General features: G+C 65.7%; 23 protein-coding genes and 2 tRNA genes. 17 read left to right on the top strand and 8 right to left on the bottom strand.

Annotated features, from left to right (window positions below; genetic code table 11):
• Nucleotides 1–70 precede the first annotated feature (70 nt).
• Nucleotides 71–451 (bottom strand): energy transducer TonB, encoded by a 381-nt coding sequence (locus HZA32_06775; protein ID MBI5423774.1) that lies wholly within the window; start codon nt 449–451, stop codon nt 71–73.
• Between the two features lie 133 nt (nt 452–584).
• On the bottom strand, nt 585–1,427 hold the full coding sequence (locus HZA32_06770) for a TatD family hydrolase (GenBank protein MBI5423773.1): 843 nt from the start codon (nt 1,425–1,427) through the stop codon (nt 585–587).
• 111 nt (nt 1,428–1,538) lie between these two features.
• On the opposite strand from HZA32_06770, the gene HZA32_06765 reads away from it, so the two are divergent.
• The gene (locus tag HZA32_06765; GenBank protein MBI5423772.1) at nt 1,539–1,994 is read left to right on the top strand and encodes a hypothetical protein; all 456 of its coding nucleotides are present in this window, start codon (nt 1,539–1,541) and stop codon (nt 1,992–1,994) included.
• A gap of 24 nt (nt 1,995–2,018) precedes the next feature.
• Here HZA32_06765 and HZA32_06760 read toward each other — a convergent pair whose 3' ends face one another.
• Nucleotides 2,019–2,453 (bottom strand): SufE family protein, encoded by a 435-nt coding sequence (locus HZA32_06760; GenBank protein MBI5423771.1) that lies wholly within the window; start codon nt 2,451–2,453, stop codon nt 2,019–2,021.
• Between the two features lie 159 nt (nt 2,454–2,612).
• Here HZA32_06760 and HZA32_06755 point away from each other — a divergent pair, with 159 nt between their 5' ends.
• Nucleotides 2,613–2,912 carry a hypothetical protein gene (locus HZA32_06755; GenBank protein ID MBI5423770.1) on the top strand — a complete coding sequence of 100 codons (300 nt, stop codon included), beginning with the start codon at nt 2,613–2,615 and terminating at the stop codon, nt 2,910–2,912.
• Nucleotides 2,912–4,405, top strand: coding sequence for a hypothetical protein (locus tag HZA32_06750; protein ID MBI5423769.1), 1,494 nt, complete (start codon nt 2,912–2,914; stop codon nt 4,403–4,405). Before HZA32_06755 ends, HZA32_06750 begins: the two co-directional genes overlap by 1 nt.
• A gap of 5 nt (nt 4,406–4,410) precedes the next feature.
• On the opposite strand, the gene HZA32_06745 is transcribed toward HZA32_06750, so the two are convergent.
• The 5 genes from HZA32_06745 to HZA32_06725 form a co-directional block, all read right to left on the bottom strand.
• Nucleotides 4,411–6,432: a M48 family metallopeptidase gene (locus HZA32_06745; GenBank protein ID MBI5423768.1), complete on the bottom strand. Its 2,022-nt coding sequence runs from the start codon at nt 6,430–6,432 to the stop codon at nt 4,411–4,413.
• Between the two features lie 6 nt (nt 6,433–6,438).
• Nucleotides 6,439–6,753, bottom strand: a complete 315-nt coding sequence (locus tag HZA32_06740) for a hypothetical protein (protein MBI5423767.1) — start codon at nt 6,751–6,753, stop codon at nt 6,439–6,441.
• 8 nt (nt 6,754–6,761) lie between these two features.
• On the bottom strand, nt 6,762–7,094 hold the full coding sequence (locus HZA32_06735; protein MBI5423766.1) for a DUF4870 domain-containing protein: 333 nt from the start codon (nt 7,092–7,094) through the stop codon (nt 6,762–6,764).
• A 52-nt stretch (nt 7,095–7,146) separates the two neighbouring features.
• Nucleotides 7,147–7,740 carry a LemA family protein gene (locus HZA32_06730; GenBank protein ID MBI5423765.1) on the bottom strand — a complete coding sequence of 198 codons (594 nt, stop codon included), beginning with the start codon at nt 7,738–7,740 and terminating at the stop codon, nt 7,147–7,149.
• A gap of 111 nt (nt 7,741–7,851) precedes the next feature.
• Nucleotides 7,852–9,549 (bottom strand): response regulator, encoded by a 1,698-nt coding sequence (locus tag HZA32_06725; protein MBI5423764.1) that lies wholly within the window; start codon nt 9,547–9,549, stop codon nt 7,852–7,854.
• A gap of 170 nt (nt 9,550–9,719) precedes the next feature.
• Here HZA32_06725 and HZA32_06720 point away from each other — a divergent pair, with 170 nt between their 5' ends.
• The 14 genes from HZA32_06720 (at nt 9,720) to rpoB (ending at nt 22,948) form a co-directional block, all read left to right on the top strand.
• Entirely contained in the window at nt 9,720–12,326 is a 2,607-nt protein-coding gene (locus tag HZA32_06720) for a hypothetical protein (protein MBI5423763.1), read from the top strand.
• A 55-nt stretch (nt 12,327–12,381) separates the two neighbouring features.
• Nucleotides 12,382–13,047, top strand: coding sequence for a MotA/TolQ/ExbB proton channel family protein (locus tag HZA32_06715; protein ID MBI5423762.1), 666 nt, complete (start codon nt 12,382–12,384; stop codon nt 13,045–13,047).
• Complete coding sequence (locus tag HZA32_06710; GenBank protein ID MBI5423761.1) at nt 13,044–13,526, top strand: hypothetical protein; 483 nt, start codon at nt 13,044–13,046, stop codon at nt 13,524–13,526. Before HZA32_06715 ends, HZA32_06710 begins: the two co-directional genes overlap by 4 nt.
• A 1-nt stretch (nt 13,527) precedes the next feature.
• Nucleotides 13,528–14,253: a hypothetical protein gene (locus HZA32_06705; protein ID MBI5423760.1), complete on the top strand. Its 726-nt coding sequence runs from the start codon at nt 13,528–13,530 to the stop codon at nt 14,251–14,253.
• A 93-nt stretch (nt 14,254–14,346) separates the two neighbouring features.
• Nucleotides 14,347–14,422 (top strand) — tRNA-Thr (locus tag HZA32_06700).
• 69 nt (nt 14,423–14,491) lie between these two features.
• On the top strand, nt 14,492–15,682 hold the full coding sequence (gene tuf, locus HZA32_06695) for an elongation factor Tu (GenBank protein ID MBI5423759.1): 1,191 nt from the start codon (nt 14,492–14,494) through the stop codon (nt 15,680–15,682).
• A gap of 78 nt (nt 15,683–15,760) precedes the next feature.
• Nucleotides 15,761–15,836, top strand: a tRNA-Trp gene (locus tag HZA32_06690).
• A gap of 25 nt (nt 15,837–15,861) precedes the next feature.
• The gene (gene secE, locus HZA32_06685) at nt 15,862–16,065 is read left to right on the top strand and encodes a preprotein translocase subunit SecE (GenBank protein MBI5423758.1); all 204 of its coding nucleotides are present in this window, start codon (nt 15,862–15,864) and stop codon (nt 16,063–16,065) included.
• Nucleotides 16,066–16,083: 18 nt separating this feature from the next.
• Nucleotides 16,084–16,656 carry a transcription termination/antitermination factor NusG gene (nusG, locus tag HZA32_06680; protein ID MBI5423757.1) on the top strand — a complete coding sequence of 191 codons (573 nt, stop codon included), beginning with the start codon at nt 16,084–16,086 and terminating at the stop codon, nt 16,654–16,656.
• Between the two features lie 44 nt (nt 16,657–16,700).
• Nucleotides 16,701–17,126, top strand: a complete 426-nt coding sequence (rplK, locus tag HZA32_06675; GenBank protein ID MBI5423756.1) for a 50S ribosomal protein L11 — start codon at nt 16,701–16,703, stop codon at nt 17,124–17,126.
• A 70-nt stretch (nt 17,127–17,196) separates the two neighbouring features.
• A complete protein-coding gene (locus HZA32_06670; protein MBI5423755.1) occupies nt 17,197–17,889 on the top strand; it encodes a 50S ribosomal protein L1 in 693 nt (230 codons plus the stop codon).
• A gap of 15 nt (nt 17,890–17,904) precedes the next feature.
• Entirely contained in the window at nt 17,905–18,393 is a 489-nt protein-coding gene (locus tag HZA32_06665; GenBank protein ID MBI5423754.1) for a 50S ribosomal protein L10, read from the top strand.
• Between the two features lie 136 nt (nt 18,394–18,529).
• Complete coding sequence (rplL, locus tag HZA32_06660) at nt 18,530–18,913, top strand: 50S ribosomal protein L7/L12 (protein ID MBI5423753.1); 384 nt, start codon at nt 18,530–18,532, stop codon at nt 18,911–18,913.
• A gap of 201 nt (nt 18,914–19,114) precedes the next feature.
• Nucleotides 19,115–22,948: a DNA-directed RNA polymerase subunit beta gene (rpoB, locus tag HZA32_06655; protein MBI5423752.1), complete on the top strand. Its 3,834-nt coding sequence runs from the start codon at nt 19,115–19,117 to the stop codon at nt 22,946–22,948.
• Nucleotides 22,949–22,961: the final 13 nt, after the last annotated feature.

Below are 22,961 nucleotides of genomic sequence, written 5' to 3'. Positions count from 1 at the left end.
CGGTGTCGGAACGCAATGCAGCCGAGTAACCTATTGGGTTACCCGGCCGGGGACGCGAGGGGCGGGCCGATCAGGCCTCGACCTCGAACTTCAGCGGGATGCTGACCTTGGCGCGGACGGCTTTGCCGGCGACCTTGGCGGGGACGAACGTCCAGGTGCGCACGGCCTCGAGCGCGGGATCGTTGAAGGCCTCGTTCGAGGACTTGGCGATCTGGCAGGCGAGGACTTTGCCGCCTTCGTCGATGACCATGGTGACGACGACCATGCCGGCGACGCCTTCCGAGCGTAGCTTGTGCGGGTATTGCGGCGGCTTCGTCTTCACCGGTTGCGGCGGCGAGTCGAACTTGGTGACAACGTCTGCGACGCTATCGACGGATTGGGCAAACGCTGGGACCGCGATGGCGAAACATGCCAGGGCGATCGAACAGGACAGGGCTCGAATGGTTTTCATCATGAAAAATGCGCGCGGGAAGCGCGCTCCTGCTCTACCAGTCGGCCCAGACGGGCGGAACTTGATGCCGCGGTTCGCCCCAGCACGTCATCTTTCGGCGCCGGTAGATGCGCTAATCGCCGCCGCAGGGCCTTCAGGCGCCGAAAAAGCGCAGAAAATTCGCCTCCACCTGCGCGGACAGGGCATCGAGCGGCACGTCGCGCAATTCGGCCAGGCCGGCGTAGGCGGCGGCGAGATTGGCGGGGTGGTTCACCGTGGTGCCTTCGGGAGCGGGCGGCAGGCGAAAGGCGGCGCGGTCGGTCGGTGGCGGCATCGCGGGCGCATCGGTCTCGACCAGCAGGCGGTCGGCGGGGATGCGTTTGAAGACCTCGCGCTTCGCCGCGTGACGCGGTTCGAGGAAGGCGCCGTTGAACGAGAAATAGGCGCCGTATTCCGCGAACTTGCCGACTAGCTCGGCCGGACCGCCGTAGGCGTGCAGCAGGAAGCCGCGGGTGGGCGTGTTGACGTGGCGGAGCAGGCCCTCGAGCGCGCCGAAGGCTTGCAGACAGTGGATCGTGACGGGGCGGTTTTCGGCGGCGGCGAGGCTGAGCTGCTTGATGAAGACCTCGCCCTGTTCCTCGAGCGGAGCGCGGCGCAGGCCGGCGAGGCGCGGGTCGTCGGGCTTCGCGCTGTCGAGGATCCAACGGTCGAGGCCGATCTCGCCGATCGCGGCGTGGGGTTCGGCGGCGAGGCGCTCCTTGAGACGGTCGAACCAGCCTTCGGCGCGGTTGCCGGCATCCCACGGGTGCAGGCCGTAGCTCGGATAAACCCACGGAAAACGCGCGGCGAGGGCGGCGACGGCGGGCCAGTCGGCTTCGCAGGTGCCGTTCACGACGGCGCGACGCAGGCCGACGGCGCGCAGATCGGCGTCGATGCGCTCGTGGTGCGGCGCAAGCCAGTCGTCGTGAGCGTGGTTGTGGGCGTCGTAGAGCGGCACGGAAGGAAGATAGCGGAGGCGGGTCGGGAAAACAGCTGAATCACACGGGCGACGCTAAAGGCGGTGCGAATGGTGTCGTTTACGAGCGCAACCACGGAAGGAACCTCGTCCATGATGGACAACCTCATCATCGATTTGCCCGAACTCAAACTGCCGCGCGATCTCGCGTGGCGCGTGAAGTTCATCGATGCCGTCGAGGAGCACGCGCGCCGGCTGGGCATCCACGGGCGCTACGAGCCGACGCGGTTCATCGGTTACTATTTCGCCGGGGACTACCCGGTGGTTGTCTCGGGGCATTGGACGGTGACGCTCGACGACGTGCCCCTGCTGCGCCGTGTGCGCGACCTGATCGAGCGGATCACGGACGAGCAGTTCAGCATCCGGAGTGTCTCAGAACACACTTCGCCGGAATTCATGCTGCTGCACGACCGTCTGGACGGTGCGTGCTGGCTGTGGGAATACGCCCATGGCCGCCGCTTCCTCGAGGCCCGCACGCCGGTGACGTCGTTCGGCGGTCTCGAGGAACTCGACGAAGAGGGCAAAGGCCCGCGGCTGCTCGGGCCGTAGTCTCGCCCTCCGCCCGACGGCGGGTCAGGAGCCGCGAGGAGCGGACGAAGCCAATTGCGCCGCGGCGTAGTCGCGGATCCGCGCGCGAACGCTGCGCAGGCCGTTGAGCCGCGTGGGCGAGAGCGTGCGAGCGAGGCCGAGTTCCTCGACCAACGCGGGCTCGGTCGTGACGATTTCCGCCGGCGCGCCGCCGTCGTAGAGATCGCACAGCAACGCCACGACGCCGCGGACGAGCGGGGATTCCGCGTCGCTGCGGAACCAGCAACGGCCGTCGCGCGCTTCGCACACCAGCCAGACGGCGGAGACGCAGCCGCGCACGCGGTGGTCGTCGATGTGCTCGGCGCGCGAGGCGGCGAGGCGCGGGCGGGCGCGATCGACGATCGCGGCGAGACGTTCCTGCGCGTCCTCGATGAGGAGGAAGTCGGCGATCATTTGTTGCTGTCGTTCGGCGACGGTCACGGTGCGGTCAACGTGCGCGGCCGGGGCGCGCGTGGCAAGGCGCGGAGCAAATGGGGTAGGCGCGTGAGCAAGGACCGTGGGTGGCCGGATCGCTGGCGCTCGCCGCCACGGATTGCGCGCGGCTTGCCAGCGCTGGGGCGCGGCGCTTTGTTCGGCGCGGTGAACATCTTCGTGGCGAGTTGGTTTTGGCGCGGACTGCGCGGGCACAGCGTGACCTTTTCGCTGTTGTTCGCGTCGTTCGTGCTCGGGCTTTCGATCAGCGGCGGGGTGAAGCATCTGCTCGCCGCGCTGGGAGTGCACTGGCTCTACGTGCTGATCCTGCCGGTGGTGTTCTTCACGTGGATGAACGCCCGCGAACCGAAGTGGTGGCCGGACGAGGAGCGCCGGCGCACGGTGGCGCGCTCGCTGTTGTTCGGCTCGATCGTGCTCGCGATCGTGATCAACCAGATCCGGCACTGATGAGTGCGAGCGAATCCGGGCGCACGTGGCACGGCCGGCTGGAAAATGCGCTGGCGCACCGCGCGTCGCCGTGGCTGCTGCTGGCCGCGCTCGCGGCGCTCTTCACTTGGGCCTACGCGACGCACGAGCTCAACCCGGGCGACTCGCTGCCGGCGGCGCGGCGCGGGTGGTGGAGCTGGGCGGACCAGACGAAATACATCGAGGCGGCGCAGATGCTGGCGGGTGGTCGGGTGGACGCGCAGGGCTACTATTATCCGCTGGGCTACTCGGCGCTCGCGGCGCCCTTCGCGCGGGTGATGCCAACGCAGCCGTTTTTCTGGCCAAACCTTGCGTGCGTCCTGATTGCGGCGGCGTGCGCGTGGCGGCTGGCGCGACGTTGGCTGTCGCGCGTCGCGACGCTGGCGTGCGCGACGGCGTTCATCGCGCTGCATGCGTCTCTGTTGCGCCTGACGATGGTGGTGCCGTGGAACACACTGCCGACAACGGCCGCGCTGATCGGCGGCATTCTGCTGGTGCTCGCGCGTCGCGACGGCGCGGCGGTGGGCTGGCTGGCGTTGGTGGCGGCGCTGACCTATTGGGTGCGGCCGAGCGATGCGGCGTGCTTTGCGCCGTTGCTCGTATTCGCGGTGCTGCGGCTGCCGAGCTGGGCTGCGCGCGGCGGTTGGGGTGTGGCGGGTGTCGCGCTGATCGGGGCGAGCGCGGGCGCGATGGCGTGGTTGAACGTGCGGACGTTCGGTCATTGGCGGACGCCCTATGAACAAGGGTCGTTCGAGAACATCGGATTCCTTTCGTATCCGATCCTGCACAAGGCCTACGCGCTGCTCGTGGATGGAGAGACGTTCTTCGGCGAATACGGCTCGGCGCTGCTGTGGCGGTATCCGTGGCTGTTCCTCGCGGTGCCGGGCGCGGTTTTCTGGGTGAAGCGCGACGGGGCCGCGGCGGTCGCGTGTCTTGCGACGATCGGGCTGAACTGGTTCCTCTATTTCAACTACAACGACTTCGTCCCGTCGGCGGTGTTTCGCTTCAGCCTGATTCACTACATTTCGTGGGCGTTCGTCCCGTTGGCGATCGCCGCGACGGCGGCGGCAATCTGCGGGTGGCGCGATCGTGGAGTGCGCTGGGCGGGATTGGCGGCGGTCGTGCTGTTCGCGGGGGCGATCGGTTTGAAGCTGAAGGAACGGACACTGCACGTCGCAGTCGCTGCGGGTGAAGTGCGAGCGCTGCCGCCGGCGCGCCCGTTGTGGGTGAAATTTCCCGGCGCCAAGCCCGAGAGCGTCACGGGGTGGAAACTCGATGAGCGGAGTTTGCGCGAAGCCTTCGACTACCAAGTGCCCTACGCCCCCGTGCCGGAGCTGCGGGTGATGTTGAGCGAAAATGCCCGGGGTCTACGGCTCGCTCCCGATGGGGCGAAGGTCACCGCGGCGCCGCTCGTCGGCGACTTCGAATGGAGTTGGTGGCCGCGTTGGCGGCGACTGGCGCCGCCGCGGGACTGAGCCGTTCAGGCGGCGAGGACGGGGACGGGGCAATCGATCGCGGCCGCGATGGCGCGGAAGAGGTCGGCTTCGCGCGGCAGCACGACGCGGTCGGCGCCGATGACTTGAGCGGCGCCGGCGAGGACGCGTTGCTTGATGGGCAACGACGCGCCGGCGAGGCGGTCGAGCGCGGCGTCGAGGTGGGCGAGCGAACAGGCGTCGGCGCCGGTGAGCACGAGCCGGTCGGCGATGAGCGGGAGCTGGCCGACGCCGGCGGCAAAGGCGAGGGACACGCGCGCCGGCTCCGTCGCGCCGGCGCGGGCGAGGGCGGAGAGGACGATCGCGATGTCGCCTGCGAGCGGTTGGAAGGAGCTGAATTGCACGGGCGCGCGCGGCGTGCTGGCGCGGGCGAGCGAGAGCTGGCGCAGGAGCATCTTTTGCAGCGCGAACTCGAAGGCGCTGACTTCCGCGTCGGAATGGACGAGCTCGTCGAGCGTAGTGACGAAGCGGTCCAGCGTGGCGGCGTCGAGCGTGCGCAGCGCGGGCAGGCAGAGTTGGAAAAGCGGGAGTTTCGCGCGCTCGTCGAGGCTCGCGAGCGCGGGAGCGAAGGCCGCGGCCGCGTCGGCGTGGGCGGGCGAGGAATGTTGAGTGATGAGAGCGAGCTGGCGGTCGCGCGTGGCCGGACTGGCGTCGAGGATCAGCGCGTAGACGAGCGGGATGGCGGTCGCGGCGGTGCGCGTGGCGGTGCGGAGTTCGGGCGGGACGGCGTCGAGCAACACGCGGGCTTCGAGGAAGTGTTGCTCAGTCAGCGCACCGATGCTCGCGGTGACCGCAGCGGGTGCGAAGGGCGCGTGGGCGGGTGCGGGGGACTCGCCTTCGCGGACGACCTCGCGCACGAGCGGCGGCGGCGTGGCGCGCGGGGAGGCGGCGGTGTGGCGCGCCGTCGGCGCGGGACCGGCGAGGCCGGCGGAGGCGAAGGATTCGGCGGCGACGTCGACGACTTCGGGCGACTCGAAAAGCTGGCCGTCCCAGCGCGGGTCGATGGCGCGGAGGCGTTCGGCGAGCGGCGGGTGCGTGGCCCAGAGTCCGCCGAAGAACGAGGTGAAGCCTTGCGCGAAAAAGAAGTGGCCGATCTCGGAGGCGTGTTTGGCGGTGAGGTTGGAGCCGATGGCGTAGCCGCCGATTTTTTTCAGGGCGCCGGAGAGGCCGGCGGGGTTGCGCGTGAATTGCACGGCGGAGGCGTCGGCGAGGAATTCGCGTTGGCGTGACACGGCGGCTTGGATGAGCCGGCCGAAGAAGTAGCCGACGTAGCCGATGAGCAGAAGCGCTACGCCGACGGCGAGGATGGCGGCCATGCCGCCGCCTTTCTTGTCGCCGCTGCTGCGCACGCGGCCGCGGCCGAGGCCTTCGAGGATGCCGCGACCGAGCAGGCCAATGACGAGGATGCCGAAGACGATGGCGGCGAGCTTCACGTTGAGCCGCATGTCGCCGTTCAGAATGTGGCTGAACTCGTGGCCGACGACGCCCTGCAGCTCGTCGCGCGTGAGTTTTTCCAAGGTGCCGCGCGTGACGGCGACGACGGCGTCGGACGTGGTGAGGCCGGCGGCGAAGGCGTTGATCGCGGGCTCCTCGTCGAGCACGTAGACGGCGGGCACGGGCGTGCCGGAGGCGATGGCCATCTCCTCGACGACGTTGAGCAGGCGGCGTTCGTGGAGGTTGGTCGTGTGCGGATCGATGCGGCGGCCGCCGACGAGTTCGGCGACGGCGGAGCCGCCCGCGCGCATTTGCGACCATTTATAGAGCGAGGCGAGGCTGACGACGGCAAGTGTCGCGACGGCGACGCCGGTGAAGATGGTCGGGTCCCAGTAAACGAAAGGCGTGCGCTCGGAGTCGTAGCGCGAGGGGCGTTCGCGGCTGGCGTTCAGGCCGACGATCGCGACGGCGGCGACGTAGCTCGCGGCGATGGTGCCGAGCACGGCGAGCGCGAACAGGATGACGAGCCGGTTGGTGCGGCGTTTCGCGCGGGCTTGGGCTTCGAAGAAATCCATCGCTGACTAGCCGGGCGGAGTAATTTTGCCTGAGTAACCGCCGTCAGCGCGACCATCGGAACGGTCGATGGCGTCGACGATGTCGGCGAGTTCGCGCGGCGAGATCACTCCTTTTGCCAGCAGCAGGCGCGTAACGGCGGCGAGGTAGAGTTTCAGCTCGGTGTTTTCGCGGGCGAGTTCGTCGACGGAGCGCGCGGCGTGGTCGCAGGCGCGTGAGGCACGCTCCGTTTCGCTCGCCAGCTCGCGCATCGCGCGCTGCGTGTCCTGGATGTCCATCTGCTGCCCGACATTGCCGAGCAGAAACATGCGTCCCCAGCCCATGGTCGGCGTTAGTTGATCCAGCGGATGGTGAATGGATAGCGGTAAGCGATGCCGTCAGAGGCTTTCACTGCCGCGATAATGCCGAGAATCAAGGAACCGAAACCCATCGCGATGATCAGGGCGACGCCGAGTCCGAGGAGGAAAATTAGCGGAATGCAGCAGAGGCAGTAGAGCAGGAGGGAGAGGTGAAAGTTCAGCGCTTCCTTTGCGTTGCCGGCCGCGTAAGGAGATTCGTGGCGGTAGGCCAGATAGACGGCGAGAGGCAGCACCAGGCCGATGCCGACGGAAAACACGGAGATGTGGCAGAGGATGCTCCAGATTTTTTCGTTACCGCTGGGCATGCTTAAGGGAGGAACGGCGGAGACAGACTGCATGGAGGTAGTCGAGTTCGAGTTAGGAGAACTTCACTTGCGGCGCGGCGCGTTCGGCGGCGTTGTCGACCTGGAAGAGTTGGGCTTCGGCGAAGTTGAACATGCCGGCGAGGATGTTCGTCGGGAAGCTCTCGCGGCTCGTGTTGTAGCTCGTGACCGCGTCGTTGTAGGCCTGGCGGGCGAAGGAGATTTTGTTCTCGGTCGAGGTGAGCTCCTCGGTGAGCTGCATCATGTTCTGGTTGGCCTTGAGGTCGGGGTATTGCTCGGAGACGACCATCAGGCGGGACATCGCGCCGGCGAGGCCGGACTCGGCGCCGAGGAGGTTCTTCATTGCGCCGGCGTCGGCGGGATTGGCGGCGGCGGTTTGCGCGGCGGCGTAGGCGACGTTGCGGGCCTTGATGACGGCTTCGAGCGTCTCGCGCTCGTGTTTCAGGTAGCCCTTGGCCGTTTCGACGAGGTTCGGGATGAGGTCGTAGCGGCGCTTGAGCTGGACGTCGATTTGGGCGAACGCGTTTTTGAAGCGGTTGCGGAGTGTGACGAGCGAGTTGTAGGAACCCGCGACCCAGAAGGCCAACACGGCGGCGAGGCCGAGGAGAACGAGAAGAGCGATAATCATGGTAGTGGCGGTGGACTTAGACGCGCGCAGCCTTGCCAAAGGCGGAGGCGGGCGCGAGTGGATTCCCGCTACAGGAATCGAGCTTGTTTCGAGCGGCGCGGTGGCGCGCGATCAGGCGCGGCGCTCGGCCAGCGTGCGGGCGAGCGTGTGCGCGAGCACGTCGAGCGTGACGGGTTTCACGAGTTGCTCGTCGGCGCCGCAGGCGATGCTTGCCGCGCGGGCGCCGGCGCCGGCGTGTCCGGTCAACATGATGATCGCGGGGCGCGGGCGATGGCCTTCGCGACGGATGGCGGCGCAGACCTCGTGTCCGTCGAGGCCGGGCATCTCGACATCGAGCAGCACGAGGTCGTGGTCGCCGACGCGCCAGCGTGCGAGCGCGTCGGAGCCGTCGTCGGCAACGTCGGGCGAGTAGCCAAGGCGTCGGAGTTGTTGGAGCGCGACGCGTCGGTTCACCAAGTTGTCATCGGCGAAGAGCACGCGCGCCGGATGGCGCTGCGCAAACGACGTGTCGAGCGGTCCGGTGGCTGCCTCGGCGACCGGGCGCGCGAGCACGGTTGCGGTGAAGGTCGAGCCGCGGCCGGGTGCGCTCTCGACGTGGATTCGGCCGCCGAGGAGAGCGGCGAGGCGCTGGCTGATGGCGAGGCCGAGGCCGGTGCCGCCGTAGCGACGCGTGGTGGAGGCGTGGGCTTGCGAAAAATCCTGGAACAGGTGCGCGAGTTCCTCCGGCCGGAGGCCGATGCCGGTGTCGCTGACGGCGAACGAGAGTTGATAGTGTTCGTCATCCGTCCGCTGCGCCGAAGCCCGCACGGTGACGGTGCCACGCGCGGTGAATTTCACGGCGTTGGAAAGGAGGTTCACGAGGATCTGCGTGAGCCGCGTGACATCGCCGCTGACTTCGGCCGGGAGATCCGGCGCGACCGCGAGTTCGAGGCTGAGGCCTTTGGACTGGGCGGTGGAGCGCACGAGGCGCAGCGCGTGCTCCAGACATTCGCGGATGTTGAAGGGCGCTTCCTCGAGTTCGAGTTTGCCGGCTTCGATTTTGGCGAGGTCGAGGATGTCGCCGACGAGGCGCAGGAGGAGTTCGCCGCTTGCGCGGATGGTGAAGACGGCCTCGTGCTGCTCGGACGTGAGTGGCGTGCGTGCGAGCAGATCGGTCATCCCGACCACGGCGTTCATCGGCGTGCGGATCTCGTGACTCATGGTCGCGAGGAAACGGCTTTTCGCGTCGGTCGCGGCGAGGGCGGAAACGCGGGCAGTCTCGAGCGCGTGTTGCGTGGCGTGGAGTTCGGCGATGGTGGCGGATTGGGCGTGAACCAGACGGCGCAACTCGAGGGCGTTGACGACGTGGCGGCGCAGGACCCGGAGCGCGCGGGCCTGCGACTCGGTCAGGAGGCGTGGCTGGCGGTCGAGGACGCAAAGCGTGCCGAGGGCAAAGCCGTCCGGCGTGACCAGCGGCGCGCCGGCGTAGAAGCGGATCTGCGGCGGACCGGTGACGTTGTCGAAGTGGCGGAAAACAGGATCCGCGTCGGCGTGGTTGACCACGAAGAGGTCGTCGCCGTGCGGCGCGACGATGGCGTGGGCGCAGAACGAAATCTCGCGCGGAGTTGCGGCCTCGGGGAAACCGACGCGGGCCTTGAACCATTGCCGCGCCTCGTCGACGAAGGTGATGGAGGCCAGCGGAGCGCCGCAGATCTCGGCGGCGAGCGCGACGAGGTCCTCGTATTCGCGCTCGGGCGCGGTGTCGAGGATGGCGTAGGAGCGCAACGCGGCGAGCCGCTGCGCTTCGTTGGCGGGCAGAGGTGAAACCATGGGAGCGTGGAACCCAGGAACGGCGGTAGTGGAGCGGGAGAACGCGGGGCGCGCAAACGCGGGTTCACCCTAGCGCGGCCCGGGACGGTGTCTTGGGTGGCGGCCGGGCCGAATGGGGCCGCGGACGGAGGCTTGCCAGTGTCCGGCGCCAAACGCACGATGCCCCGCCCATGAGAAAAATTGTGCGTGTCGCTGCGATGCTGGTGCTGCTGACGCCCGTGATGCGTGCGCAGTTGGCGAGCCCGAGTCCGCTCGCGGCGGAGCGCACGAACGCCGCCACCGCGCCGGGCGAATGGATCGTGGCGGAAGGCCGCGCGAACCGGGCGTTGCAGGCGGGATTTCCCGCGACCGCGGCGCAGCTTTATCGGGACATCCTCGGCGATCCGGCGCTGGCGGCCGAGGCGCGTCCACGCGTCGCGCTGGCGCTCGTCACGGCGCTGCTCGACAGCGGCGATCTCGCGGCGGCGGAGACGGAGCTGAAGGCTTACAACGGCGCGAGCGACAGCGCTTATCGGTTGCGCGCGGGCCTGCTCGCGGCGCACGCGCGGCGGCGGGACGCGGCGCGCAATGAACTCAAGGAGGTCAATGCCGACCACCTGACGAGCGCGGAACGCGGGTGGTGGTTGTTTTTGCAGGCGCAGATTGCGGATTTGGACAACGACATCGCGCGCGCGAATTCGCTCTACGATCAGGCGATCCAAGCGGCGGTGTCGGACCAGCAGCGCGCGCGTTTCACGCTGGGTCAGGCGCAGGCGCAGTTGCGGGTGGCGCCGCCCGACGAGGCGCGACTCGCCACTATGCGCAACAACGTCGAGCAGTTGCAGGGCACGCGGCCGGGCTACGTTTATGTGCGGACCTATGCGACGGCGTTGCACGCTTTGAACCGCGATGCGGAGGCGAAGGCGGCGTTGCAGCGCGCGCTGTCGGTGCTGCCGGCGACGGAGCGGGAAACGGCGGACCAGTTCCGCCTGATGCTCGGCTTGATCGCGGGCGAAGGCACGGCCGAGGGCCGGCGCGCGCTGGTGCAGCTGGTGCGCGGCGCCGTGAAGCCCGAGACGCAGCGCACCGCCCTGTATTTGCTCGCGCGCGGCTCGCGCACGCCGGCGGATCGCGAGGAACTGCGCCGGATGTTGAGCGAGTTGATCGCGGCACCGACGCTGCATCCGATCATCGAGGATCTCCGGCTGGTGCGCGCGCAGATCGCCCTGCAGGACCGCCAATACAACGCGGCGGAAGAGGACGCGCGGTTGCTGCTCGAATTTTTCCCGGGCTCGCCGCTGAAACCCGCGGCGCTCGGCGTGCGTTTGTCGGTCGCGTGGGATTTGCGGCTCTATCGCGCGGCGGCGGATCTCGCCTCGCAATTGCGCGCGCTCGTGCCGGAGGGGCGCGAGAAGTCGGAACTCGGCGTGCTCGTGGCCGAGGCGTATTTCCGCGCGGGCGACTACAAGAACGCCGCCGATGCCTACGAAGCGATGTTGCGCGATGTGCACGCGGCGCCGCAGGTGGTGCCGGCGGGCGTGCTGATTTTTCAGCGCGTGTTGTCGGACATCCGCGCCGAGCGCATCGAGGCGGCGGCGACTTTGCTCGATGAGATGGCGGGCAACCCGAACTTCGACGTCGAGAATCGCTGGCAGGCCGAGTGGAACCTGATCCGCGAAATGCAGGCGCGCGGGCAAAACGCACCGGCGCAGGCGCGCGTGGAGAAATTGCTCGCGGGCGGCACGGCGAACGTGCCCGGCGAGCTGCGCGTGCGGCTGCTGTGGTTGCGAGCGAAGCTGTCCTATGACAACGGCGCGCAGCAGGCGGCCGCGACGCAGGTCGACGAATTGATCGCGGCGGCGGCGGGCGCGCAACTCGAGCCGGCGCTGAAGAACGAGGTCACGAGCACGGCGCTGTTGTTGAAAGCGCAGGCGTTGCTCGACCTCGGACGCGACGCGGATGGCGCGGCGCTGCTCGACAAGTTGCGGGCGGATTTCCGCGATTCGAAGGCTGCGCTCTATTCCTACATCGTGCAGGCGTCGCGGCAGGCGCGGCGTGGCGAACTCGCGCGGGCGCAGAAGACGCTCGTCGACATGGTGGACGCGAACAAGACGAGCGAGTTCGCGCCGTTCGCACTCTACGAGGCGGCGCTGTATGCGGAGCAGCAAGGGCTCGATCGCAATTTGCAGGACGCGCACAAGCTGATGGAGCGGTTGTCGAACGACTACAAGAACAGCGAACTGGTCTTCTACGCGCGCCTGAAACAGGGCGACCTGTTGCGGAAATTGAATGACTTCGGCTCGGCGCGCTTGGTCTATGAGGATTTGATCAACAACCGCGGCCAGCATCCGGACGTGTTGCTGGCGCAGCTGGCGCTGGCGGATAGCCTGTTCGCGCAAGGCGCCAACAACGTCACGAACTACGAGAGCGCGGCGGCGCTGTATGAGCGCTTGCGGGATTTGCCGACGGCGTCGGCGGACCTGCGCGTCGAGGCGGGTTACAAGTGGGGTTTCGCGCTGTCGCGCCGCGGTCGCGTGCCCGAGGCGCAAGTCGTGTTGTGGGGCGTCGTGGACGCGTTCCTGATGGATGCGGCGCAGGCGGCGAAGCTCGGCGCGAACGGTCGCTGGTGGATGGCGAAGACGCTGCTCGAGCTCGGGCAATTGCTCGAAGATACGGGCAAGCTCGACGAGGCGCAGCGCGCCTACCAGTTGATCCTGGACAACAAGCTCGGCGGCTCGGCGCAGGCCGCGGCGAAGCTCGCGCGGTTCCGCGCGCCGGCGGAGGCGGCGAAGCCATGAGCGAGGTTTCGCATGGACGGAGCGGAGGCGCGGCGCATGATGCGCGCGGAATTTCATGACGGCATTCAGCTACGGTATTTTTGCGCAAGGCGGCCCGGTGATGTGGCTGCTGCTCCTGCTCGGCCTCGCCGGGCTGGTGATTTTCATGGAGCGCGCGTTGTTCCTGCATCGCGGGCAGATTCGCTCCACGGAGTTTCTCAACGGCATCAAGAATCTGTTGCAGAAGGGCCGTTTGATGGAGGCGCTGACGCTGTGCGAGGAGACTCCGGGCCCGATCGCGGCGGTCGTGAAGGCGGGTTTGCGGCACGCGGGCGATGACGAGCAGGGGATGCGCTTCGCGGTGCAAGAGGCGGCGTTGACGGAGATCCCGATCCTTGAGCGGCGCATCGGCACGCTGGCGGCGATCGCGCAGGTGGCGCCGTTGCTCGGTTTGCTCGGCACGTTGCTCGGGATGATCAAGACGTTCTGGTTGTTCAGGAACGGCGGCAACTACGCGACGCCGTCGGTGCTGTCGGGCGGGATGATGGAGGCGCTGTTGACGGCGGCGGCGGGTCTGGCGATCGCGATCCCGGTGCATTTGGGGCGTCATTTTCTCAGCGGGCGCGTGCGTGCGCTCGTGCACGACATGGAGTGGGTCGGCAACGAACTGATGCGGTATTTGCTGCGCGAGCACCGTGCGACGAACGCGGGCGGAGATGCGGTGGCGGCGGAAAAGAAATGATCACGCAACCGCTCGACCTCGCTTCGAAGCTGCGGCCACCGCCGCGGGATTTCGACGTGTTCTTCTGGGCGAACGCGGCGTTGATCGTGTTGTTCTTCTCGCTGGCCGGTTCGCAGTTCGTGCTCGCGCCAGGCGTGCCGGTCGGAGTGGGGCAGGGCGCGGAGGAACAGGCTTTGGTGCTGCCGGAGATGAGTTCGACCACGGTGGGCGCGGCGTCGGTGGTGGTGAGCTATCGTCGCGACGAAATGATCTTGTTCGAGGGCGGCATCTACGAGTTCGGCAACTTCCGGGCGGTGCTCGAGGCCTACGCGAAGAAGCATCCGGGCGCCTCGTTGCTGGTGCGCGTGGACAAGCAGGTGTCGATGCAGGGATTCCTCGCGCTGTGCGACCTCGCGCGCGCGGCGGGTTTCGCGAACGTGTTGGTGGCGGCGGAGCCGGCGGCGGGCGATGCGCCGCGTTTCGTGCCGGCGGTCCGCTGAAATGAGTGCGACGTCGAATACGCGACGGGTGCTGAGTGCGGCGCTGGTGATCGTGCTCGCGGGCGCGGCTTGGGGGATCTGGTCGCAACGCACGATGGTGAAGCCGGACGAAGCGACGCCGAAGCCGGTGCCGCCGTTTGTGCGGCTGTCGGGCGCGGGCCGGGCGGCGGGCGATCGGGTTTTGCAGGAGCGCTCCGAGTTTTTCGACCCGACGCCCCTGTTCCTGCCCACGGCGCGCAACGCGGGGCAGGGTGGGCTGCCGACGAAGCTCGTCGCGCAGCCGGGGCAGGTGTTCTTGGATTTTCCGCCCAAGCCGGGAATCGGCCAGGCGACGCTGCCGCCCTACGGAACGGACGTGGTTTCCGCGCCGGAGGGTTTGGCCGATGTCATGGCCCGGGCAAACGAAGCGCCGTTTGCGGGGCTCGGCGAGATCGGCCAGGCCACCAAGCGCGTGGAGGCGAGGGCGGCGTTTATCGAGATTAAATCGATGCAGGGGAACGTCATACTGACATCGGCAGTGACCGCCGCTGCGGTCCCCCGAACGGATTTCGCGCCGATGGAGTTTTTGGCGAACCTGGGGTCGGCCGGGTTGGTGGGCGATCCGTTACTTGTGTCGGGTTCGGGCGTGGAGGAGGTCGATAATTTCTTCCGGGACTACTTGACCAAGACCTTTCGCTTGGGCGAGAAGTTGGCGCCGGGTGCGTATCGCGTCGTGATTGGGCCCTAGAATTTTCCGCGAAAGCGCAAGATTCTAGTTGACGGCTAATTTTGAGAATCATTCCCTAGCCGTTCTCTTTGTTTTTTGCCTTCGCTTTGGTGCGCCCAGATAGCTCAGTTGGTAGAGCACCCCCTTGGTAAGGGGGAGGTCGACGGTTCAAATCCGTTTCTGGGCTCCAGGGCGCACGTCGGGCGACTGCCGACGTTAATCAAGGTCAACAACTTCAACCACCCAAACATCCCTCCACATGGCTAAAGGAACATTCGAACGCAAGAAGCCGCACGTCAACGTTGGCACGATCGGCCACATCGACCACGGCAAGACGACCACGACGGCCGCCATTCTGGCCGTGCAGGCCCGCAAGGGCCTGGCCGAGGTCAAAGCTTACTCCGACATCGCGAAGGGCGGCACCGTCCGCGACGCGACCAAGACCGTCACGATCTCCGTGGCCCACGTGGAATACGAGACCGCCAAGCGCCACTACGCGCACGTCGACTGCCCGGGACACGCGGACTTCGTCAAGAACATGATCACCGGCGCCGCCCAGATGGACGGCGCGATCCTCGTCGTCAGCGCCGCTGACGGCCCGATGCCGCAGACCAAGGAGCACGTCCTCCTCGCCCGCCAAGTCGGCGTGCCGAAGATCGTCGTCTTCCTGAACAAGGTCGACCTCATCGAAGACCCTGACCTCCTCGAGCTCGTCGAAGAGGAAATCCGCGACCTCCTCACCAAGTATCAGTTCGACGGCAAGGGCACCAAGATCGTCCGTGGCTCCGCCACCGCCGGTCTCGCTGGCACGCCCGAGGGCGAGAAGGCCTTCGCCGAACTCATGGACGCGATCGACACCGAGATCGCCGAGCCGGTTCGCGAAATGGACAAGCCCTTCCTGATGTCCGTTGAAGACGTCTTCTCGATCACCGGCCGCGGCACTGTCGCGACGGGCCGTATCGAGCGCGGTATCGTCAAGCTCAACGAAAACGTCGAGATCGTCGGCCTCAAGGACACCGTCACCACGGTCGTCACCGGCATCGAAATGTTCCGCAAGCTCCTCGATCAGGGCCAGGCGGGCGACAACGTCGGCATCCTCCTCCGTGGTATCGACAAGGACGGCATCGAGCGCGGTCAGGTCATCGCGGCTCCGAAGTCCATCACCCCGCACAAGAAGGCGAAGGCCGAAATCTACGTCCTCTCGAAGGACGAGGGTGGCCGCCATACGCCGTTCTTCGACGGCTATCGTCCGCAGTTCTACTTCCGCACGACGGACGTGACCGGCGTCGCGCACCTCCCGAAGGGCGTCGAGATGGTCATGCCGGGCGACAACATCACGATCGACATCGAGCTCATCGCTCCGATCGCGATGGAGAAGTTCCAGCGCTTCGCGATCCGCGAAGGTGGCCGCACCATCGGTGCCGGTCGCGTGACCGAGATCGTCGAATAATAGCTCAAATCATTCCGACTTCACGCGCCGGGGCTCCTTTTCGGGGCTCCGGCTGCGTCGTCTAAAAGAAATAACCACAGGCGTGTAGCTCAATTGGTAGAGTAGCGGTCTCCAAAACCGTTGGTTGGGGGTTCGATTCCCTCCGCGCCTGCCACTTTCCGCACCGTTCAGCGACTCACATGGCCAACCCGTTCCGCAGCGCCCGCATTTTCTTCAGCGAACTCGTCGCTGAACTCCAGAAGGCCAGCTGGCCGACTCGCGAAGAGCTCAAGGACTCGACGATCGTCGTGATCGTCGCCTGCCTGCTCCTCGGCTTGTTCACCAGCATCAGCGACTTCGCCCTTTACCAAGTGGTCGACCTGTTCACCCGCTGGGTGAGCTGATCGCCGCGCCGCCCCGCCATGTCCCAGACCTCAACGCCCACCGCCCAGTGGTTCGCGGTTCACACTCTCTCCGGTCAGGAGCAGAAGGTGAAAACCTACATCGAGAAATTCAAGAAGGCCGAAGAGCTCGAAGACTTCGTCCATGAGGTCCTCCTGCCCACGGAAGTCGTCTCCGAGGTGAAGGGCGGCAAGAAGTCCACCAAGACCCGCAAGCTCTATCCGGGCTACGTCTTCGTGAACATGAAGCTCTACGAAGAGGGCAAGGTCATCATCAAGCCCTTCTATTTCGTGAAGGACGCGGCCGGCGTCATCGGCTTCGTTGGCGGCGAGCATCCCGCTCCGCTCCGCCAATCTGAAATCGACGAGATCAAGGCCCGCGTCGAGGCCGCCTCCGGCAAGGAAATCCCGAAGGTCTCCTTCGAAGTCGGCGAGGAAGTGAAGATCACCGACGGTGCCTTCGCCAACCTCAACGGCCGCGTCGACGAGATCGACCCCGCTCGCGGCAAGCTCAAGATTTCCGTTTCCATTTTCGGACGGTTTACGCCCGTCGAACTCGAATACTGGCAGGTCCAGCGCGCCTCTGAAAGCTGATCCGCCGCCCACCATAAACCCGCCACTACTCAGCATCCCTTAACATGGCCAAAAAGATTCAAGGCTACGTTCGTCTCCAGCTCCCCGCTGGCGCTGCCAACCCGGCTCCGCCGGTCGGTCCCGCGCTCGGCGCCCAGGGCGTCAACATCATGGCGTTCTGCAAGGAGTTCAACGCGAAGACCAAGGACCAGAATGGCATGATCATCCCCGTGGTGATCACCGTCTTCTCGGACAAATCCTTCACGTTCATCTGCAAGTCGCCGCCGGCTTCCGTCCTCCTCAAGAAGGCCGCGGGCGTCGCTTCCGGCTCGGCCAAGCCCAACCAGGACAAGGTTGGAAAGGTCACCAAGAAGCAGATCCTCGAGATCATCAAAATCAAGAAGGCCGACCTCAACGCCAACTCCGAGGAAGCCGCGATCCGCATGATCGCCGGCACCGCGAAGAACATGGGCATCGAGGTCACCGACTAAGTTTCACCCACCAACCGCTCACCGCGGGAGCCCCGATTCGTCGGGGCGTTCGCACCGCAAGGAGTCGCAAATGGAAAAGCACAGCAAAAGATACAACAGCGCCATCAAGGTCGCTGACCTCACGAAGGAATATCCGCTCAACGAAGCCGTTGAGATTCTTTCGAAGTTCCCGAAGGCCAAGTTCGATGAGACCATCGAGCTGTCCTTCCGCCTCGGCGTCGATCCGGCGCAGGGCGACCAGATGGTGCGCGGCACCACGCCGCTCCCGAACGGTTCCGGCAAGAAGATCCGCGTGATCGTCTTCACCGACGACGCCGAGAAGGCGCTCGCCGCCGGTGCCGATCATGCCGGCCTCGCCGAGCTGATGGCCAAGATCAATTCCGGCTGGCTCGACTTCGACGTCGCCATCGCGACCACCGAAGCCATGAAGCAGGTCCGCACGCTCGCCCGCGTGCTCGGCCCCAAGGGCCTCATGCCGAACCCGAAGTCCGGCACCGTCACCGACGACATCGCCGCCGGCATCAAGGCCGTGAAGGCCGGTCGCGTCGAGTTCAAGGTCGACAAGACCGCCAACATCGGCGTCGGCGTCGGCAAGCGCTCGTTCACGACGCAGCAGATCTCCGAGAACGTCGCCGCGGTCCTCGAGGCCGTCGGCAAGGCCAAGCCGGCCGCGTTCAAGGGCCACTACATCAAGTCCGTCACCCTCTCGTCCTCGATGTCGCCCGGCGTGAAGATCGCCTCGACCGAGTTCAGCAAATTCTAAGGAGCATCGTAACCCATGAGAGCCGAAAAGAAATTCCTCATCGACGAGGTCACGACGCACCTGAAGAAGTCTGACTACGTCATCCTCACCAACTTCACGAAACTGACCGTCGCCGACACCGCCGAGCTGCGCAAGCGCCTCGCCCCGGAGAAGGCCGAGTTCCACGTCGTGAAGAACAGCTCGTTCCGCGTCGCGGCCAAGGCCTTCGGCCTGCCCGAGGTGGACAAGTCCCTCAGCGGCCAGACGGCCGTCGTCGTCGGCGGCAAGAATCCCGCCGGCGTCGCAAAGGTCCTCAAGAAGTTCGTCGAGGAGAAGCAGAAGCTCGAAGTGAAGGTCGGCATCCTCGATAAGAAGATGATGACCGCCGCCGAGCTGTCGAAGCTGGCCGAGCTGCCCTCGTTCGAGGCGCTCCGTTCCATGCTCCTCGGCCTGTTCACGCAACAGGGAGCCGCGTTCGTTCGCGTGCTCAACGAGAAGGTCAAGAAGGAGACTCCCGCAGCCTAACCCATTTTCGCGTCGCGCCGCCACTCCTTCGGCGGTGCGCGCGGAATCCAAAAACTCCCAACGGAGTTCAGCTAGGGGATACGTCTCTTAAACGCGCGGCATTCCCGCCGCCGCTAGCACTCCCAGGAAGATTACCATGAGCAACATCACCAAAGACCAAGTCATCGATTGGCTGTCCGCGCAGCCGATCCTCGAGCTCGCCGCGCTCGTCAAAGACCTCGAGGCCAAGTGGGGCGTTTCCGCCGCCGCTGCCGTCGCTGCCGCTCCCGCCGCTGGCGGTGGCGCCGCTGCCCCGGCCGCAGAAGAGAAGACCGAGTTCAACGTCGTCCTCACTGAGGCCGGCGCCAACAAGATCGGCGTCATTAAGGAAGTCCGTGCGATCACGGGCCTCGGCCTCAAGGAGGCCAAGGACCTCGTCGAGGGCGCTCCGAAGCCGGTCAAGGAAGGCGTCAACAAGGCCGAAGCCGAAGAGATCAAGAAGAAGCTCGAGGCCGCTGGCGCGAAGGTCGAACTCAAGTAACCACTTGGTTCGCACCCACGCATTCAGTTCCAATTCCCGAGCACAGGTCGCGCAAGTCGCGGCCTGTGCTTCGGCATTTTCCCTGTTCTTTCCTGACGTGACGAGGTCCTCGCATCCGCATGTCCCAACTGCCGGTTCCGCAGCCTTCAGTGGCGCGAACTGAGTTTGCCCTTTTCTTCAATCCACCCACCGGGAGCACCCATGGCCGACCGCACTCAACACGAACGCGTCAACTTCGGAAAACTTCGCGAAGTCATCCAGCCGCCGAACCTCATCGAGCTGCAAATCAGCTCTTACCTCGAGTATCTCCAAAAGGACGTGCCCGAGAAGCAGCGCAAGCCCGTCGGCCTCGAAGCCGTTTTCAAGGAGGTCTTCCCGATCACCTCGTATGACGAGCGCCTCACGCTCGAATATGTCTCCTACACGATCGGCGAGCCCAAGAGCTCCGAGATCGAGTGCCTCCGCGAAGGCACCACCTACGCCGTCCCGCTCTACGTGAAGCTCCGCCTCCGCGAAGAGGACTTCATCAAGGACGAGGAAATCTTCATGGGCGACATCCCGATGGTGACCGAGCGCGGCTCGTTCATCATCAACGGCGCCGAGCGCGTCGTCGTCTCCCAGCTCCACCGTTCGCCTGGCATCTGCTTCGAAGTCGCCACGCACCCGAACGGCAAGCTGCTCCACTCGTTCCGCATCATCCCGGACCGCGGCACTTGGCTCGAAGTGCAGTTCGACAACAACGACCTGCTCTACGTCTACCTCGACCGCCGCCGCCGCCGCCGGAAATTCCTCATCACGACGCTGCTCCGCGCCATCGGCTACAGCAACGACCTCGACATCCTGAACCTCTTCTACGAAGTCCAGGACCTGAAGGTGAACAAGGCCCTCGACATGGAAAACGTGTCGACCCTCGTGCTCGTCGAAGACGTCATCGATGCCCAGAAGGGCGTCGTTCTCGCTCGCGCGTTCGAGCCGCTCACGAAGCAGATCGTCCGCACCTTCGAGAAGCACGACATCAAGTCGATGCGCGTCATCGACACGACCGCCGACGAGGGCGCGATCATCCGCGCGCTCAAGAAGGACCCGACCCGCAACGAAGAGGAAGCGCTCAAGGAAATCTACAAGAAGCTGCGCCCGGGCGAGCCGCCGACCACGGCGAACGCCAAGGCCCTGCTCAAGCGCCTGTTCTTCGACCCGAAGCGCTACGACCTCGGCCGCGTCGGCCGCTACAAGATCAACCAGAAGCTCGACCTGAAGGTCGACCTCGAGGTCCGCATTCTCGAAAGCGCCGACGTCGTCGCCGCCACGAAGTATCTCGTCCGCCTCAAGAAGAACGACGGCGTCGTTGACGACATCGACCACCTCGGTTCGCGCCGCGTGCGCACCGTCGGTGAGCTCCTCGCCAACCAATGCCGCGTCGGCCTTTCCCGCACCGAGCGTTTGGTGCGCGAGCGCATGACGCTCTACGATCAATCCGTCGACTCGATCACGCCGCAGAAGCTGATCAACCCGAAGGCGCTGACGACCGTGATCCGCGATTTCTTCGCGCGCAGCCAGCTGTCGCAGTTCATGGACCAGATCAACCCGCTCGCCGAGCTGACGCACAAGCGCCGCTTGTCCGCGCTCGGACCTGGCGGTCTGAATCGTGAACGTGCCGGCTTCGAAGTCCGCGACGTTCACCCGTCGCACTACGGCCGCATCTGCCCGATCGAAACGCCCGAAGGTCCGAACATCGGTCTGATCAATTCGCTCTCGACCTACGCGCGTGTGAACGAATTCGGCTTCATCGAGGCCCCGTATCGCGTCGCCGACAAGGAAAAGGGCCGCGTCACCGACAAGGTTGTCTACCTCACCGCCGACCAGGAAGAGGGCAAGGTCATCGCCCAAGCCAACGCCGAGGTCGACGAGAAGGGTAACTTCATCGGCAAGGTCACCGCGCGCCGTGACGGCGAGTTCCTCGAAGTCACCGCGGACGAAGTCGACCTGATGGACGTCTCGCCCAAGCAAGTCGTCTCCGTCGCCGCCGGTCTGATCCCCTTCCTCGAGCACGACGACGCCAACCGCGCGTTGATGGGCTCGAACATGCAACGCCAAGGCGTGCCGCTGCTGCAGACCGAAGCGCCGTTCGTCGGCACCGGTCTCGAAGGCCGCCTCGCCTCGGACTCCAAGACCGTCGTGGTCGCGGAAGCCAACGGCGTCGTCGCGTCCGTCGACGCGAAGCAGATCATCGTCACCGAGTCCGGCGAACTGCCGCGCAACCCGAAGACCGATCCGAAGAACGGCACCTACGTTTACGAGCTGCGCAAATTCATGCGCTCGAACGCGGGCACCTGCTTCACCCAGAAGCCCATCGTCAAGAAGGGCCAGAAAGTGAAGAAGGGCCAGTGCATCGCCGACGGTCCCTCGACCGACCACGGCGAGCTCGCCCTCGGCCGCAACGTGCTCGTCGCGTTCATGCCTTGGAACGGTTACAACTTCGAAGACGCCATCCTCATCTCCGAAAAGGTGCTGAAGGAAGACATCTTCACCTCGATCCACGTCCAGGAATTCGAAGTCACCGCGCGTGACACGAAGCTCGGGCCCGAGGAAATCACCCGCGACATCCCGAACGTCGGCGAAGAGGCCCTCAAGAACCTCGATCACAACGGCGTCATCCGCGTCGGTGCCGAGGTCAAGCCGGGCGACATCCTCGTCGGCAAGATCACGCCGAAGTCCGAAACCGAACTCGCGCCGGAAGAGAAACTCCTCCGCGCCATCTTCGGTGAGAAGGCCGCGGACGTGAAGGACACCTCGCTCATCGTCCCGTCGGGCGTGAACGGCATCATCATGGACGTGAAGATCAACACTTCGCGCCTCGATGCCGAGGGTTCCAAACTCTCGCCTTCTGATCGCCGCCGTCAGGTGAAGCAGATCCAGGAAGACTACAAGACGCAGATGGACAAGCTGCGCGAGCAGCTCACCGAGGCGCTGTCCAACATCCTCCTCGGCGAAAAGATCCCGCTCGACGTCATCAACGGCCAGACCGGCGAAATCATCATCCCGGCCAACCGCAAGATCACGAAGACCCTCCTCCGCAAGCTCGCCGCCGTCGCGAAGCACATCGAGATCGATCCGTCCCCGGTTCGCATCAAGATCATGGAGATCATCGGCTCGTTCCAGTCGAAGTTCGACGAGCTCGAGGGCGACCGTGAGCGCAAGATCGCGTCGATCGAACAAGGCGACGCGGAAGGCGCCGGCGTTATCAAGCAGGTCAAGGTCTACATCGCCACGAAGCAAAAGCTCGAGGTCGGTGACAAAATGGCCGGCCGCCACGGTAACAAGGGCGTCGTCGCCAAGATCGTCCCCGAAGAAGACATGCCGTTCCTCCCGGACGGCACTCCGGTGCAAATCTGCTTGAACCCCCTCGGCGTGCCTTCGCGCATGAACGTCGGTCAGGTTCTCGAGACGCACCTCGGTTGGGCCTGTTCGAAGCTCGGCCTCAAGGTCGCCACGCCCGTGTTCGACGGTATCTCGGAAAAGAAAGTCCGCGAATACCTCAAGCAGGCGAACGACGTTGAGAAGGAGCAGAGCGGCGTCATCACCGTCACCACCGCCGGCAAGGCCACGCTGTTCGACGGCCGCACCGGTGAGAAGATCGATCAGCAAGTCGTCGTGGGCTTCATCTACATGATGAAGCTGAACCACCTTGTCTCGCACAAGATTCACGCGCGCGCGGTCGGTCCTTACTCGCTCGTCACGCAGCAGCCGTTGGGCGGCAAAGCCCAATACGGCGGCCAGCGCTTCGGCGAAATGGAAGTGTGGGCGCTCGAAGCCTACGGCGCGGCGCACACGCTCCAGGAAATCCTCACCGTCAAGTCCGACGACGTGAACGGCCGCACCAAGATCTACGAATCGCTCGTCAAGGGCGACAACACCCTGCAGGCCGGCACGCCGGAATCCTTCAACGTCCTCGTGAAGGAAATGCAGGCTCTCGGCCTCGACATCAAACTCGGCAAGCGCACCACGCTTTCCGAAGCCCTCGGTGGCAACCGCTAAACTTAACTACTGG

The sequence above is a fragment of the Opitutia bacterium genome (genome assembly GCA_016217545.1).
GTDB lineage: Bacteria > Verrucomicrobiota > Verrucomicrobiia > Opitutales > Opitutaceae > Didemnitutus.
Note: the sequence above shows the minus strand (reverse complement) of the source record. Positions and strands in the feature narration are given on the sequence as shown.

Bases quoted from the DNA above. Each gene is read 5' to 3' on its own strand.
- HZA32_06740 (MBI5423767.1), bottom strand. From the start codon at position 6,753: ATGGGCTGGGGACGCATGTTTCTGCTCGGCAATGTCGGGCAGCAGATG.
- nusG (MBI5423757.1), top strand. From the start codon at position 16,084: ATGTCCCAGACCTCAACGCCCACCGCCCAGTGGTTCGCGGTTCACACT.
- HZA32_06715 (MBI5423762.1), top strand. From the start codon at position 12,382: ATGACGGCATTCAGCTACGGTATTTTTGCGCAAGGCGGCCCGGTGATG.
- HZA32_06745 (MBI5423768.1), bottom strand. From the start codon at position 6,432: ATGGATTTCTTCGAAGCCCAAGCCCGCGCGAAACGCCGCACCAACCGG.
- HZA32_06735 (MBI5423766.1), bottom strand. From the start codon at position 7,094: ATGCCCAGCGGTAACGAAAAAATCTGGAGCATCCTCTGCCACATCTCC.
- HZA32_06665 (MBI5423754.1), top strand. From the start codon at position 17,905: ATGAGAGCCGAAAAGAAATTCCTCATCGACGAGGTCACGACGCACCTG.
- HZA32_06720 (MBI5423763.1), top strand. From the start codon at position 9,720: ATGAGAAAAATTGTGCGTGTCGCTGCGATGCTGGTGCTGCTGACGCCC.
- tuf (MBI5423759.1), top strand. From the start codon at position 14,492: ATGGCTAAAGGAACATTCGAACGCAAGAAGCCGCACGTCAACGTTGGC.
- HZA32_06775 (MBI5423774.1), bottom strand. From the start codon at position 451: ATGAAAACCATTCGAGCCCTGTCCTGTTCGATCGCCCTGGCATGTTTC.
- HZA32_06705 (MBI5423760.1), top strand. From the start codon at position 13,528: ATGAGTGCGACGTCGAATACGCGACGGGTGCTGAGTGCGGCGCTGGTG.
- rpoB (MBI5423752.1), top strand. From the start codon at position 19,115: ATGGCCGACCGCACTCAACACGAACGCGTCAACTTCGGAAAACTTCGC.
- HZA32_06725 (MBI5423764.1), bottom strand. From the start codon at position 9,549: ATGGTTTCACCTCTGCCCGCCAACGAAGCGCAGCGGCTCGCCGCGTTG.
- secE (MBI5423758.1), top strand. From the start codon at position 15,862: ATGGCCAACCCGTTCCGCAGCGCCCGCATTTTCTTCAGCGAACTCGTC.
- HZA32_06670 (MBI5423755.1), top strand. From the start codon at position 17,197: ATGGAAAAGCACAGCAAAAGATACAACAGCGCCATCAAGGTCGCTGAC.
- HZA32_06710 (MBI5423761.1), top strand. From the start codon at position 13,044: ATGATCACGCAACCGCTCGACCTCGCTTCGAAGCTGCGGCCACCGCCG.
- HZA32_06765 (MBI5423772.1), top strand. From the start codon at position 1,539: ATGATGGACAACCTCATCATCGATTTGCCCGAACTCAAACTGCCGCGC.
- HZA32_06730 (MBI5423765.1), bottom strand. From the start codon at position 7,740: ATGATTATCGCTCTTCTCGTTCTCCTCGGCCTCGCCGCCGTGTTGGCC.
- rplL (MBI5423753.1), top strand. From the start codon at position 18,530: ATGAGCAACATCACCAAAGACCAAGTCATCGATTGGCTGTCCGCGCAG.
- HZA32_06750 (MBI5423769.1), top strand. From the start codon at position 2,912: ATGAGTGCGAGCGAATCCGGGCGCACGTGGCACGGCCGGCTGGAAAAT.
- rplK (MBI5423756.1), top strand. From the start codon at position 16,701: ATGGCCAAAAAGATTCAAGGCTACGTTCGTCTCCAGCTCCCCGCTGGC.